Annotated in this window: 17 protein-coding genes; 10 read left to right on the top strand and 7 right to left on the bottom strand. The window is 35.5% G+C overall.

What is annotated here, in order from left to right; genetic code table 11:
- Nucleotides 1-128: 128 nt before the first annotated feature.
- From TX50_RS02910 to TX50_RS02920, 3 genes are all read right to left on the bottom strand, one after another.
- Complete coding sequence (locus TX50_RS02910) at nucleotides 129-1709, bottom strand: ferredoxin:protochlorophyllide reductase (ATP-dependent) subunit B (RefSeq protein ID WP_011132179.1); 1581 nt, start codon at nucleotides 1707-1709, stop codon at nucleotides 129-131.
- 3 nt (nucleotides 1710-1712) lie between these two features.
- Nucleotides 1713-2969 (bottom strand): ferredoxin:protochlorophyllide reductase (ATP-dependent) subunit N, encoded by a 1257-nt coding sequence (locus tag TX50_RS02915; RefSeq protein WP_011132180.1) that lies wholly within the window; start codon nucleotides 2967-2969, stop codon nucleotides 1713-1715.
- Between the two features lie 156 nt (nucleotides 2970-3125).
- On the bottom strand, nucleotides 3126-3494 hold the full coding sequence (locus TX50_RS02920; protein WP_011132181.1) for a hypothetical protein: 369 nt from the start codon (nucleotides 3492-3494) through the stop codon (nucleotides 3126-3128).
- A 98-nt stretch (nucleotides 3495-3592) separates the two neighbouring features.
- Between TX50_RS02920 and TX50_RS02925 the strand changes: the two genes are divergently transcribed.
- The gene (locus TX50_RS02925) at nucleotides 3593-4363 is read left to right on the top strand and encodes a BMC domain-containing protein (RefSeq protein WP_011132182.1); all 771 of its coding nucleotides are present in this window, start codon (nucleotides 3593-3595) and stop codon (nucleotides 4361-4363) included.
- Between the two features lie 8 nt (nucleotides 4364-4371).
- On the opposite strand, the gene TX50_RS02930 is transcribed toward TX50_RS02925, so the two are convergent.
- Complete coding sequence (locus TX50_RS02930) at nucleotides 4372-4959, bottom strand: non-canonical purine NTP pyrophosphatase (RefSeq protein ID WP_011132183.1); 588 nt, start codon at nucleotides 4957-4959, stop codon at nucleotides 4372-4374.
- A 326-nt stretch (nucleotides 4960-5285) separates the two neighbouring features.
- Between TX50_RS02930 and TX50_RS02935 the strand changes: the two genes are divergently transcribed.
- From TX50_RS02935 to TX50_RS02970, 8 genes are all read left to right on the top strand, one after another.
- On the top strand, nucleotides 5286-5597 hold the full coding sequence (locus TX50_RS02935; RefSeq protein ID WP_011819929.1) for a BMC domain-containing protein: 312 nt from the start codon (nucleotides 5286-5288) through the stop codon (nucleotides 5595-5597).
- Nucleotides 5598-5662: 65 nt separating this feature from the next.
- The gene (locus tag TX50_RS02940; protein ID WP_002805854.1) at nucleotides 5663-7078 is read left to right on the top strand and encodes a form I ribulose bisphosphate carboxylase large subunit; all 1416 of its coding nucleotides are present in this window, start codon (nucleotides 5663-5665) and stop codon (nucleotides 7076-7078) included.
- Between the two features lie 89 nt (nucleotides 7079-7167).
- Nucleotides 7168-7509: a ribulose bisphosphate carboxylase small subunit gene (locus tag TX50_RS02945; protein ID WP_011132185.1), complete on the top strand. Its 342-nt coding sequence runs from the start codon at nucleotides 7168-7170 to the stop codon at nucleotides 7507-7509.
- Between the two features lie 90 nt (nucleotides 7510-7599).
- A complete protein-coding gene (locus TX50_RS02950; RefSeq protein WP_011132186.1) occupies nucleotides 7600-9897 on the top strand; it encodes a carboxysome assembly protein CsoS2 in 2298 nt (765 codons plus the stop codon).
- A 7-nt stretch (nucleotides 9898-9904) separates the two neighbouring features.
- Nucleotides 9905-11434, top strand: coding sequence for a carboxysome shell carbonic anhydrase (locus TX50_RS02955; RefSeq protein WP_011132187.1), 1530 nt, complete (start codon nucleotides 9905-9907; stop codon nucleotides 11432-11434).
- 3 nt (nucleotides 11435-11437) lie between these two features.
- On the top strand, nucleotides 11438-11704 hold the full coding sequence (locus TX50_RS02960) for a carboxysome peptide A (protein WP_011132188.1): 267 nt from the start codon (nucleotides 11438-11440) through the stop codon (nucleotides 11702-11704).
- Between the two features lie 5 nt (nucleotides 11705-11709).
- Nucleotides 11710-11958 (top strand): carboxysome peptide B, encoded by a 249-nt coding sequence (locus tag TX50_RS02965; protein WP_036930884.1) that lies wholly within the window; start codon nucleotides 11710-11712, stop codon nucleotides 11956-11958.
- 100 nt (nucleotides 11959-12058) lie between these two features.
- Entirely contained in the window at nucleotides 12059-12298 is a 240-nt protein-coding gene (locus TX50_RS02970) for a 4a-hydroxytetrahydrobiopterin dehydratase (protein ID WP_011132190.1), read from the top strand.
- Nucleotides 12299-12303: 5 nt separating this feature from the next.
- Here the strand turns inward: TX50_RS02970 and TX50_RS02975 are convergent, their stop codons facing one another.
- The 3 genes from TX50_RS02975 to gloB all read right to left on the bottom strand — a co-directional run bounded on the left by TX50_RS02975 (nucleotide 12304) and on the right by gloB (nucleotide 13774).
- The gene (locus TX50_RS02975; protein ID WP_011132191.1) at nucleotides 12304-12531 is read right to left on the bottom strand and encodes a DUF3136 domain-containing protein; all 228 of its coding nucleotides are present in this window, start codon (nucleotides 12529-12531) and stop codon (nucleotides 12304-12306) included.
- Nucleotides 12532-12616: 85 nt separating this feature from the next.
- Nucleotides 12617-13009, bottom strand: a complete 393-nt coding sequence (locus TX50_RS02980; protein ID WP_011132192.1) for a Rid family detoxifying hydrolase — start codon at nucleotides 13007-13009, stop codon at nucleotides 12617-12619.
- A gap of 24 nt (nucleotides 13010-13033) precedes the next feature.
- Nucleotides 13034-13774 (bottom strand): hydroxyacylglutathione hydrolase, encoded by a 741-nt coding sequence (gene gloB / locus TX50_RS02985; protein WP_011132193.1) that lies wholly within the window; start codon nucleotides 13772-13774, stop codon nucleotides 13034-13036.
- A gap of 43 nt (nucleotides 13775-13817) precedes the next feature.
- Between gloB and hisG the strand changes: the two genes are divergently transcribed.
- Complete coding sequence (gene hisG, locus TX50_RS02990; protein WP_011132194.1) at nucleotides 13818-14465, top strand: ATP phosphoribosyltransferase; 648 nt, start codon at nucleotides 13818-13820, stop codon at nucleotides 14463-14465.
- Nucleotides 14466-14468: the final 3 nt, after the last annotated feature.

Below are 14468 nucleotides of genomic sequence, written 5' to 3' on the forward strand. Positions count from 1 at the left end.
TTCTCAACAAATAGTTATTTATCAAGATTAAAGATACAAGATATATGTTTATAACTAGATATTATGGGATTATTATTGTTATTATGAGTGAAAATACTCATGCTAGAGTAATATTTTATTTGTAAGGATTAACCGAAATAAGCCTTCGCGTCGTAAAGGGTCTCGTCGTTAATTTCAGGGAGACCTTTGGATAGAGCGTATTTCTCGGTATTTGATTTAACTTTACCTCTTACAAAAAATGGAACTTTTGTAAGTTCTGCTCTTCCAGAGTCTGTCCAAATTATATTCCCCTTTTTTTGAACATTTATATTACTTTGGGCATGCTCATCTACTTTATTATCAAGACCTTTTGTAGCAGTATGGCCAAGATGACTTTGATGGCCATCAACAAATTCAAAGTCATGTTTGAACATATCAATAAGATGTTCTTCAAGACCCATCATAAGAGGATGAACCCAGTCGTCAAAAATTACATTTGCGCCTTCCCATCCCATTTGAGGGCTGTATCTTGCAGGAACATCTTGAACATGCATTGGAGTACTAATTACTGAGCATGGGATACCAAGTCTTTTTGCGCTGTGCCTTTCCATTTGGGTCCCTAAAACTAATTCGGGAGATGCTTTTTTCATGGCATCTTCTACTTCTAAGTAACTATTGGTAATTAGTGCTTCTATATTTAATTCCTTAGCTGCAGCTCTTACTTGCCTTGCCATTTCTCTACTATAAGTTCCCAATCCAACCACCTCAAAACCTAATTCATCTTTAGCAATTTTGGCAGCTGCAATAGCATGAGTACCGTCACCAAATACAAAAACTCTTTTCCCAGTCAAGTAATTTGAATCAACTGACTTTGAGTACCATGGAAGTTTTGACTTGTGCTCTAGTTCCTTTTGATTCGTTAACGGAAGGTCAAGTTTTTCATGAACTTCGTTAATAAAATTAATTGTATTTTTTATACCAATTGGGATGGTAGTTGTATATTCCATTCCGCAATTACGCTTAAGCCATTCACAAGAAGTCTCAGCAATCTCGTGATACAGACAAATATTAATATCAGCATCAGTTAATCTTGTAATATCATCTGGACTTGATCCAAGTGGTGCAACCACATTAGTATCAATACCTTGCTCTGAAAGGATACGTTGAATCTCGATAACATCATCTCTGCATCTAAATCCTAATAATGTAGGACCTAATATATTTACTTTAGGTCTTCGACCTAAAGATTTCCATCTTTGAGGATTAATCTTGTCAATTTCGTTTGCCTTATCTTTTAAAAGAGTTCTAATTATTTGATAAAAGGTTTCTGAGGCACCCCAGTTTTCTTTTTTGCTATAGGCTGGAAGTTCAAGGTTCACTATTGGGATATCAAAACCCATACCTTTTGCAAGTGCTCCTGGCTGATCTTGTATTAATTCAGCAGTGCAACTTTCACCTACTAAAAGAGTTTTTGGTTTAAATCTTTCAACTGCTTCAGTAATATTCCTTTTAACTAGTTCTGCTGTATCTCCTCCTAAGTCTCTAGCCTGAAATGTTGTATAAGTTACTGGTGGTCTTTGACCTCTTCGTTCAATCATTGTGAAAAGAAGATCTGCATAAGTATCTCCTTGAGGAGCATGGAGAACATAATGAATATCTTTCATTGATGATGCAACTCTCATTGCACCTACATGAGGAGGGCCTTCATATGTCCAAAGAGTTAATTCCATAATTTAATGTGTTGCTAATGATTTGGAGGTGAGTATTTGATTCCTTGTTAAAGGCCTTGAAAAGAGCCCAGCCAAGTCTGCCGCCTGATCAATTCCATGTATGGGACTAAACACCATTTCTATAGACCATTTAGTACTAATCCCCTCTGCCTCCAAAGGATTTGCTAAACCCATTCCGCAAACTACTAAGTCAGGGTTGGAAGCTCTTACGCGATCAAGCTGTTTTTCTACATGCTGACCTTCAACAATTTTTGTATCATCCGGTAATAAATTAAGCTCCTCTTCCATTAAATCTCTATTTAAATAAGGTGTTCCAACTTCAATGAGTTCCATTTCACATTCGTTATGTAAAAATCTTGCTAATGAAATTTCAAGCTGTGATTCAGGTAAAAGAAATAATTTTTTTCCTCTTAATATTTCTTTGTGTTTTTCTATTGCCTGCCTAGCTCTATTAGCTAAAGGAGCAATTACTTCATGAACTTTTAGTTCATGAATTTTAAAGGCAGCTGCAGCAGCTAAAACCCATTTTGTGCTTCCCTCTACACCTAGTGGAAATGGAGCCTGAATTATTCCACAACCACGATGCTTTAGGTCTCTGACCGTATCACTCAAATATGGTTGAGCTAACAGGACCTTTGTATTCTTTCCAATCTTTGGTAATTCAGTTGATTGCCTAGGAGGAAAACTTTCAACATTTGTTATTCCAATATTATTGAATATCTTCTTAAATCTATCTTCCACATTATTAGCTAATGTCCCAACTAATAATAATTTCTCATCATCTGTAGATTCCATTAATGGAACAAGAGCTTTCAATGCTCCATCTTCGCCTTGGGTAAAGGTGGTTTCGATCCCGCTGCCAGAATAGTTAACGAACCTTACTTGACCCAAAAATCGGGAGTTTAATTTTTCTGCAACGGTGGCGAGATCAAGTTTAATCACTTCGCTAGGACAAGAACCAACAAGGAAGAGGGTCTTTATTTCAGGCCTTCTAGAAATAAGATCATTGACTACTCTGTCGAGTTCTTCATGAGCATCGGCAAGACCTGCTAGATCTTTCTCTTCAAGAATAGCTGTCCCAAATCTTGGCTCAGCAAAAATCATAACCCCCGCAGCACTTTGAATTAAATGTGCGCATGTTCTCGACCCCACAACCAGAAAAAATGCATCTGGCATCCGTCTGTGTAACCAAACTATTGAAGTAAGGCCACAAAAGACTTCTCTAGGACCAGTCTCTTTATTAAGATCTACTTTACTCATTAAAATATTTAGAGCTTATTCTTCAAGCTTGCATAAACTTTTGGATTTAAGCACTAATTGATAAGTTCTCTTACAAAATGTATACATTTAAAAAACTTATATGAAAGTTTAAAAACTTTAATAAGAATAATTAAACTAATTTATTGACTCTGAAATTTAATTTCTGTAATAAGAACTTCCTTGGCCAAGTTTAGATAATTTCCAGACATTCCTGGCAACTTTTATGGCTAATATTCCACCTCTCTCTATCTTTGATTTGCCAGGCTTTGCTCCCATTAAAATTGAGACTTCGGAAGTTGTTAGAGGTGCTCCTGTCTTAATAGCTAATTCGGTTAACTCTAGTCTATCTCTAAGATTTTTAAGATTTAATTGATCTGGTTTCATCTCTCCCAACCAACTAAATGAAGGATCTTTCTGAGATAACTTTTGCATTAAACTTAAGCTTACTAAACCGAGGGTTTGATCAGGACTTAATTCATTGTCAGATGCAGAAGAATCTGGTCCTTTTTTTTGAGAAGTTACCATAAAATTTCATATCTTTAATTTGAAGTTATCGGTTCGTACGAAGCATGCAAGTTAATTTAATAGAAAAAAAAGAACCCTAATCCGTTATAGTCTCCTGAATGGAACCAACTTCTAGCTTAAATAGAGGAGATCGAAAAAAAGGAAGTTCTCTTGTTACTGGATCTGAAGTTCAATCTCAGTCCAATGGAGCTAGCTGTTTTATAACAACTGACTCTGAAAAGTCATTAGTTTCAAGACAAGCAAGTCAAGTTGAGCAAATAGAATTAAGGACATATGTTTTTTTAGATTCTTTACAACCTCAGTTAGCTGCATATATGGGGACTGTGAGTAGAGGTTTTTTACCAATTCCAGGTGATTCTTGCTTATGGATGGAAGTTTCTCCCGGAATGGCAGTTCATAGGGTTACTGATATAGCTTTAAAGGCAAGTAATGTAAGGCTAGGTCAGATGATTGTGGAAAGAGCCTTTGGCTCTTTAGCTCTTTACCATAAGGATCAAAGTACAGTTTTGCATTCAGGAGATGTGGTTTTAGATGCTATTGGGAGTGAAGTGAGGAAAAGAACCAAGCCATCAACAAGTTGGACAGAAGTTATTTGTGCAATTACTCCAGATCATGCAGTTTTAATCAATAGGCAAAACAGAAGTGGATCTATGATTCAATCTGGAATGAGCATGTTTATTTTGGAGACCGAACCAGCCGGATATGTACTTAAGGCAGCTAATGAAGCTGAAAAATCCGCTAATATAACCATCATTGATGTAAAAGCCGTTGGAGCTTTTGGAAGACTCACTCTTGCAGGGAAAGAGGGAGATGTTGAAGAGGCCGCAGCAGCTGCAATAAGAGCAATTGATCAAATATCAAATTATTAAATAGATTTTTAATCTATTCCAAATTCTCTTTTTAAAAAAGGAGCAATATTTTTTGCGGCTTTACCTCTACTCCCAAGTTTACTCAATTGAGAATGACTTAATTCTCCATATACACAATTAGCCTCCTTAACCCAAAAAATAGATTCAAACTCTCCGTTAGGATATTTTGGTTCTTTAAGAATTTCCCCCCAGCAAATACCCGTTGCATCTTTTACTAACTTCCCTTCTGGATCACATAGAACCATGCAACTAATGAATTTTGCGCTTCTGTAAGGGATATCACTGAGCTCTCTTATTAACTTAATAAGCTTATCATCGTTATTTTTGGCATATCTTGCAGAATATATACCCGGTCTTCCATCTAAATAATCAACCTCAAGCCCTGAGTCATCAGCTAAGGCCCAAGTCTTAGTCTCTAAAGAAGCTGCTTTTGCTTTTAAAAAAGCGTTGTCAAAATAGGTTTTGCCTGTCTCTTCTACATTTAAATGTTCGGGTTGTTTTTTTACTTTTAAAGATAGAACATCTAACATCTCTAATATTTCAGATACCTTCTTTTGATTTCCGCTTGCAATAGTAAGAACAGAAGAAGAATTCAAAATAATATAAAAAATATCTGAATATTATCTTACTTTAAAACTTGATACAGAGACAGGAGGGGTTGAACATTCCACACCTGAGTAGACAGGGCCTGTCTCGTACGCGCATAACATAATGTAAATTTTTTATTAACACAACCGTATGTTTTGATGCACTAACTAATTTCGATAAGTATTGACATATCAATAGTAGCAAGGGTGATAAGTTTAACTTATCAATGATAGAAAAAACATTAATAGAGTATTTAGTAAAAAATGCTTGACTTATCAGTACGTTATGGACCATTCTTCGGATTGAACATTCCACATTTAGTAATTAGTAGGCAATGGCTACAGAAACAATGGGTATCGCACTCGGCATGATCGAGACACGCGGACTTGTACCTGCAATCGAAGCAGCAGACGCAATGACCAAGGCAGCAGAAGTTCGTCTTATTGGTCGTGAATTCGTAGGTGGCGGTTATGTCACAGTTTTGGTTAGAGGAGAAACAGGAGCTGTCAACGCAGCAGTAAGAGCTGGAGCTGATGCTTGTGAGAGAGTTGGTGATGGTCTCGTCGCAGCTCACATCATTGCTCGCCCTCATAGAGAAGTTGAGCCAGCACTTGGTAATGGCGATTTCCTTGGTCAAAAGGACTAATTAAATAAAGCAAAATCTAATTTTGCCAAAAAATAATTTCCCTTAATAGACCTAAATTTATCCTTATGAGTAAGAAGTATGACGCTGGGGTAAAGGAGTACAGAGATACCTACTGGACTCCTGAATATGTCCCCCTCGACACTGATTTGTTAGCCTGTTTCAAATGCACAGGCCAAGAAGGTGTCCCAAGAGAAGAAGTTGCAGCAGCGGTAGCGGCTGAATCTTCTACTGGTACTTGGTCGACTGTTTGGTCCGAGTTACTTACCGACCTTGAATTTTACAAAGGCCGTTGTTATCGAATCGAAGACGTTCCTGGTGATCCAGAAGCCTTTTATGCATTTATTGCATACCCTTTAGATCTTTTCGAAGAAGGTTCAATCACAAACGTATTAACCTCTTTAGTAGGTAACGTATTTGGATTTAAAGCTTTAAGACATCTCCGTCTTGAAGATATTAGATTCCCAATTGCTTTTATTAAGACCTGTGGTGGACCACCTAACGGAATAGTAGTTGAAAGAGATCGACTTAATAAGTATGGAAGACCACTTCTAGGTTGTACCATCAAACCTAAATTAGGATTGTCTGGTAAGAACTACGGAAGGGTTGTCTATGAATGCCTTAGAGGGGGTCTTGATCTAACTAAAGATGATGAGAATATCAATTCTCAGCCATTCCAACGTTGGAGAGAACGATTTGAGTTCGTTGCTGAAGCCGTTAAACTTGCTCAGCAAGAAACTGGAGAAGTAAAAGGTCATTATTTAAATTGCACCGCTAATACCCCTGAAGAACTATACGAACGTGCAGAGTTTGCTAAAGAGCTTGATATGCCAATCATCATGCATGATTACATAACTGGTGGATTTACAGCAAATACTGGCCTTGCAAACTGGTGTCGTAAAAATGGCATGCTTCTGCATATACACAGAGCTATGCACGCTGTTATTGATAGACATCCAAAACATGGTATCCACTTCAGAGTTCTAGCGAAATGTTTAAGACTCTCTGGAGGAGACCAGTTACATACTGGAACCGTTGTTGGGAAACTAGAAGGTGATCGTCAAACTACTCTTGGTTACATTGATAACTTAAGAGAATCATTTGTTCCCGAAGACAGATCAAGAGGTAACTTCTTTGATCAAGATTGGGGATCAATGCCTGGAGTTTTTGCTGTTGCATCTGGTGGTATCCACGTTTGGCATATGCCAGCACTGCTTGCAATATTTGGAGATGATTCTTGTCTTCAATTCGGAGGAGGAACTCATGGTCATCCATGGGGTTCAGCTGCCGGAGCTGCTGCAAACCGTGTTGCATTAGAAGCTTGTGTGAAAGCACGTAATGCAGGTCGCGAAATCGAAAAAGAGAGTAGAGACATTCTAATGGAAGCTGCTAAGCATAGTCCTGAATTAGCTATTGCACTCGAAACTTGGAAAGAAATCAAGTTTGAGTTTGATACCGTTGATAAGCTCGACGTTCAAGGCTAACTCAGATTTCAAACAAGAGGAGAAAATCATTTCTCCTCAATTTTTCAAACCTCGTTTTTACGAGAATATCATTCACAAATCATTTAATTATGCCTTTCCAGAGCTCAGTTGGTGACTATCAAACAGTTGCTACCCTGGAAACATTCGGTTTTTTACCACCGATGACCCAGGAAGAAATATACGATCAAATTGCCTACATTATTGCTCAAGGATGGAGTCCTGTTATTGAGCATGTACATCCAAGTGGAAGTATGCAAACTTATTGGTCTTATTGGAAGCTCCCTTTCTTTGGGGAAAAAGATCTTAACTTGGTTGTAAGTGAGTTAGAAGCATGCCATAGAGCATACCCTGATCATCACGTAAGAATCATTGGTTATGACGCTTATACACAAAGTCAAGGTACAGCTTTTGCAGTTTTCCAAGGACGCTAAATTTTTATTTAACAGTCAATATCTTTCTCCTTTCAAAACTACAATTTTTATTGGAGAAAGTTTTTTTTAAGAGTTACTAATTTGAAGATTATGTCAACAAAAACAAGTAGAGAGATTGCACTAGAAAGAAGAAAGGCTATGAGTGATGGCGGGAAAAAAGCTGCCTTACATTCTTCTTCTACTAAAGATAGGGTTAGATCATCTCAAGATATAAATTCAACTGGAGCAACTTCTTCAAATAAAAAAGTTTTAACATCACCAAGTAAATCTAATATACCTGCCAATAAAATTGCTAGAAAATCTACTTCATCAAAATTATCGAGTAAAGAACTTGGTATAGAAAGAAGAAAAGCAATGTCTACACATGGTAAATCAGCTATTAATTCTTCAGATAGAACACGTACTGATGTTAAAAGTGATATTAAAGTTAATAAAGTTATTTCAACCGAAAAACCTCAGGCCTTAAAAGACCACAATAACAATATTAAAGATAATCAAGTAGTTAAACAAAATATCAAAAGAAGAATTAATCAAAAGAGAAAACCGATAACAAATACAAGCAGAGATATTGTTTTAGCAAGAAGAGAAGCTCAATCTAAACATGGAAAATCAGCATCAAAACAAAATACAAGTGCTGCTTCTTTAGCGAGAAGAGGAGACCCGGATTTGTCTAGTAGGGAAATTTCTCAAAGGGTAAGAGAACTTAGAAGTAAAACAGGATCTACATCAAAACAAGGTAATGGTAAGTGTAGGCCATGTGGTCCAAACAAAAATGGCTCTAAATTAAATATCGCTGATGCAAGTTGGAAAGTTGGAAAAAGTGAAACAGATTCTGGACAAACTGTTACGGGAACACAAGCAAACAGATCTTTGAAAACAACAGGTAATGAAGCTAGCACCTGTAGAACAGTAACTGGGACACAATATATGGGAGCTGAGGTGACTGGTCAATTCTGTCAAGACAAACCAAAATATAAACAACCTATAAGAGCATCTGTTACAACTACAACATCAGGGAATAAGGTTACTGGTAATGAAGTCGGAAGATCTGAAAAAGTTACTGGGGATGAACCTGGGACTTGTAAAAACTTGACTGGAACAGAATATATTTCTGCTAATCAGTCAAAAAAATATTGTGGGGAAGTAATAAAAAAACCATCAAAGGTAATGCAAAGTATAACAACTGATGGATTAAAAGTATCTGGTTCCTTGCCAGGAAGATCATCCTTAGTAACTGGAGATGAATCAGGATCTGGGAAGCAGTTGACTGGCGATCAATATCTGGGATCAGAGCCTAGCCCAAAAGGAAAATCATTTGAAAAAGTTGGAAGTTATGACACTTTAAATGGAAATAACGTTACAGGAACTGGTGTAGGAAGATCTGATTATGTAACAGGTAATGAATATGGTAGCTGTAAAAATCTGACGGGAGATGAATATATTGGTTCCCAGCAATATGAAAAATTCTGCGGATCTACTCCAAAGCCTGAGGCTAGGAAAGTTGGTTTGAGTCTCTCTTCCAAATCTAATTTGATAAGTGGAACAATGACAGGTAGATCAAAAATCGTAACAGGCGATGAGCCTGGTTCATGCAAGGTATTAACAGGAACTCCTTATGCAGGCTTAGATCAGATTAATGATAATTGCAATGCTGAAATTGCTGATGATATGAAATCTCGAGCGACAGTCAATTCTGGCAATAATTCAAATGCTAGATTAACTGGACTGCAGCCAGGCATTGGTGGAGTAATGACTGGAGCAACAAAAGGTTCTTGTAAAAATTTAACTGGAACCCCATATATTGGAGGAGATCAGTTTTTATCAAATTGCGAAACACCACCAAACGATGCTTCTTATGCAAATCAAGAGAAGTCAGCCTCAAATTCTTGGAAGGAATTTTCTGTTAATTCACCATCAAGAGAAAAGTATTCAGCTAAAAATACAGAAGGAGTAACAGGTAATAGGTATGAAGATAGTTCAAAGATTACAGGACCTTTTGATATGGCAGAAGATAAAGTCACGGGTACTGAGCAATTTAGATTTGAACCTAATAAAAATATGACTTATAAACAAAAAATGAAACAAGAAGAAAGTCAAAATATTGATATTCCTACAGATAAAAAAGAGCCTTCTAAAATAACAGGTGAGGGTCAATCTGCAGGGAATATAACAGGTGATGACTGGGATAGAGGAGATAAAGTTACGGGAACAGAAGGAGTTTCTGCTAGGAAGAGGAATCCATCAAGAGCGGGATTTATGGGGGCAATGCCACCTGTTGATAATAAGAGAAATGATGAGACAGAAAAACCTGATTTTCTTATAACTGGATCTAGTGGTAACACTCGCGATGGACAACTGGTTACCTTTTCAGGTGGTGCAAGAGGTTAATTAAATAATGCCTTTGAGAGGACTGGCTAAAGCCAAGAACTTCACATTGGGGCCAACTGCTCCAATGAAAACCTTTACAGAAAATGTTCATTCACAGAATAATGAAATAAATAATTTAAAAAAAATTGATAAGACTCATAACTTAACTAATAATTCTCAGAATGAAAAACTTTATAAATATGAGAGTCAAATAAAAAGTAGTTTTGACAGAATTGTCCCTACTTTGAAAGAAATTGCTCGTATACAACATCATGAGGATTTCATAAATACAGCTCAATCTATATCTAAGCAAAATTTAGGAATAAATTTGCCAACACATATTTTAGATAAATCTTGGGTTAAACCATTAGATATGAGGGCCTTATATGCATGGTGCGCCTTTAAGCAGCATGAGAAATTAAGCGATAATTTTTTCGAAAATGATCCTTTAGAGGGGTCTTTTGGTAGTCCTAACGCAAATAATTTCGAGACAGCACTGCTAGATTGTGGAATTCATTTGTTAGACATAACGCCCTGCTCTGACGGAAGATTGGCTCATTCAGTAGCTTATGTAATGAGAATTCCATTTAGTGCAGTTAGAAGAAGATCACATGCAGGGGCACTCTTTGATATTGAAAATACTGTGAATAGATGGGTAAAAACTGAACATAAAAGATATAGAGAAAATAATCCAAATGAAGCCCATGAAGATACAAGGTATTTAAAAATCGTCACATACCATTTTAGTTCTGTTGACCCTTTACATCAGGGATGTGCGGCTCATGGTAGTGATGATAAATTAGCAGCTAAGGAGGGTAGTGAAAAATTACTTGCTTTTAAGGAGGCGGTTGAAAATAGCTTCTGCTGCGGGGCTTCAGTAGATCTAATGTTAATTGGTCTTGATACTGATACTGATTCTTTAAAGATTCATTTATCTTCAAGTGACGGAAAGATTGATTTAGAAAATACTATTTCTAGTTTAGACATTTACAATTCCACAATAAATTTTTCAAAAGACGAAGCAGAAAAAGAAATTTGTCAGATTATTTCAGGTAATTCTAATAAGGTTCAACTAAAGGGATTGGACAAGTTTGTCTATAAATTAATAGTCAATAATATTTCTCAGATTGATTATGTTAAGAAATTTCATAAAGGTTCTTATGAAGATATTGGTCATGCTGAAAGGTTTATTGGGGTTGGGATTGGTTTCAAAGAGGTTCATCTAAGAAATTTAACGTATTTTGCGCATCTTGATACAGTTGAAGAAGGAGCTCCTGATTTGGATGTGGGAGTAAAGATTTTTACAGGATTAAATGTTTCTCAAGATCTACCTATTCCAATAGTAATAAGATTTGATTATTCTGGTAAAGTACCTGGGGCGAAAGAAAGGGCTGCAAAAGATTGTTATAGAGTCAATAATGCGATATCAATTAGATATAAAAGTTTAGTTGATAAAGGGTTGTTGCACACTTGTCTTACTATTAGAGATAGGGACAACATTCATTCCGCCCAAATAATTGGAATGTCTTTAGATCAAAAAACAAAGGAGGCCCATTAAATCATGCTTATTTGCAAGGTATTGAAACCACTTGTTTCAACAAATAGAATACCGGGATTCGAGCATAAGCATCTTCAAGTAGTTTTAGATGGCTCTTCTAATAAGGTTGCCGTTGATGCTGTGGGATGTAAGCCCGGTGATTGGGTTATTTGTGTTGGTAGTTCTGCTGCTAGAGAAGCTGCAGGGAGTAAGTCATATCCAAGTGATTTAACGATTGTTGGAATTATTGATCATTGGGATCCCGATAGTCCAAAACAGATTGAGGTGTAGAAATTTTGGAAATAATGAAGGTATGTGGAAGAATGGTCTGCACCCAGAGAGTAGCTGGCCTTGGACACATGAATTTGAGAATTTTAGAAAATAATAAAGGTAAAAAAGTTGTTGCAGTTGATCCTGTTGGAGCTAGAGAAGGTAATTGGGTATTTACTGCTAGTGGCTCAGCAGCAAGGTTTGCTTGCCCTAATCCAGAAGTTCAAACTGATTTAACCATTGGCGGAATTATTGATTACTGGGAATCTAATTAGACTTTTATAGTTTTTGCTTGTCCTAATTTATTTGTCAAAATAATTAGTAAAAATATAAAATAAATGTATAGTATTAATTGCTGTTGCAAATTATGTCTTAATGTGGAAACAAAGGGAATCTCCTTCAAGAATTGAAAAAAGATTTGAGTTTGAAGAGTATCAAAAAATTAGTATATTTTTGAAAAAAACAGATGAATTATGTAAAGAAAAAAATATCTATCCCAATATTAGTTTTGGTAAGAATTTTGTTAGTGTATCCATCTTTTTAGATTCTGAGGAAATACCAAGTAATGAAAAAGACTTTTCTATAAAATTAGATAATTTCTTTTTAGAAAAATAATGTGCTTAATAATGATTAGGTTTATCTATATCTCTTTTAATTAGTGCCATTAAATAAGTAGGGGCTTTATATCTTCCAGGAAGGCATCTATTTAATGTTTCAAGATGACCCCAACAAACTGTCCTTTCAATCTCTTTTAGTGAATTTCCTTTTAAAATTAATAACCTTAGCGCTTTACAAAATAAAGGGTAGCCTGCTTCTAGTTCGTCTATATTTAGCTTTGCTGCTGTCATAGATCATAGAAGTTTTGTTATTTAATAATCTATACAAATATGGCGCATAATTGGTTCTTATTTCAAATTTCTAAATAATAATAAATTAATCTAGAAAAGCCACGCAATCTATTTCAATTAAAACACCTTTTGGCAAAGAAGAAACTTCTACACATGCTCTTGCCGGTGGGTTCTCCACATTAAAAAAATCACTATAAATATCGTTAACAGTTTTAAAATTTTTTAAATCAGTTAAATAAATAGTCGTTTTTATTACATCTTCTGCTTTTGCTCCTCCAGCATTAAGAACAGCTAAAAGATTTTTTAAAACTTGAGTAGTTTCTTTCTCAATATTACCTAGGCAATTTATTTTATTTGAAACTGGATCGATGGCAATTTGACCCGAACAATAAATAAAATTTCCTGCTTTGATTGCTTGGTTATAGGGACCAACAGGGTCTGGTGCATTAGCAGTCTTAATTACTTTTGTTGAAGACATTTGAATAGGGATATATATATAAATTTAAACCCATGAATCTTTATTTGCTCTTAAAAAAGAAAATCCTTTTAAATTATCTGCTCTTAAAAACAGATTAATTTTCATCTCTTCTTCAAGTAGGCATGGAATTGTAAGTTCTTTTAAAGCTATTTTTTTTTCAACTTCAATGAGTTTATTTTTAATATTTTGATTCTCTGGTTCAAGATCTAATGCCCACAAAAGATTTGATTTCGTATATTCATGAGCACAGTAGATGAGTGTGTTTTTGGGTAATGACTTAATTCTTTTGAGAGAATAATACATTTGTTTATAAGTACCTTCAAAGATTCTTCCACATCCAGCAGAAAATAAAGTATCACCAATGAATAGAATAGGAACGTTGTTATTTATATAGAAAGCTATATGAGATCTTGTGTGTCCTATTACTTCGATTACTTTAACTTCTTCATCTAATAACTCTAATGTGTCTCCATCCTTAACGGATGAATTCTGAAATGGTATACGATCTTTTTCTTTACAGGAGGCTATAACCTTAACATTTGGCCATTCTTTTATAAGCTCTCTAGTCCCTCCAATATGATCTGAGTGATGATGAGTTTGTAATATAGCTTCTAAATTGAGATTATTAGTTTTTAGGTATTCTTTTACAGGTTGAGAAAGAGCAGGATCAATAACTACTGCTGATCTATTTTTTTTCCAGAGCCAAATTATATTATCCCTTAGAACTCTTATCCCAATAATTTTATGCTCTTTATTAAATTCCATTATTACCTTAGAATTAAAAAATTGTTTGAAAATAAATTGATCTATGATTACTATAGCTTTACCTAAAGGAGCTCTGTTAGAAGATTCAATTTCAATTTTTAAAAAAGCAGGATTGAACTTCTCTGATGCATTACTAGAGAATAGTAGATCATTAACTGTCGAGTCGAAATGTAAACGAGCCAAAGCCTTACTGGTAAGAAATGGAGATGTCCCAGTTTATGTAAGTTACGGGCAAGCAGATTTAGGAATTGTAGGTTATGACGTATTACAGGAATCTGAATTGAAAGTTGCTAAATTGCTTGATTTAGAGTTTGGTGGATGTCACATGTCACTTGCTGTAAAAAATAATAGTAATTATTTAAAACCTACGGATCTTCCCGCTAATTGTAAAGTGGCAAGTAAATTTACAAAAACTGCAAGAGCCTATTTTGATGATTTAAATATACCAGTTGAAATTGTTCATCTAACGGGATCAGTAGAGCTTGGACCTATTACTGGAATGGCAGAAGCTATAGTAGATTTGGTTGCCACAGGTAAGACTCTCAAAGAAAATGGTTTAAGTAAAATTGACGATCTTTTTTATTCAACTGCAAGGTTAATAGCTAATCCTCTCTCTCTAAGATTAGATAGCAACCCTCTCAGAGATGTGATTTTATCAATAGAATCTTCTAAGGATATATTAAATATTTAAAGT

This window comes from Prochlorococcus marinus subsp. pastoris str. CCMP1986 (genome assembly GCF_000011465.1).
GTDB lineage: Bacteria > Cyanobacteriota > Cyanobacteriia > PCC-6307 > Cyanobiaceae > Prochlorococcus_A > Prochlorococcus_A pastoris.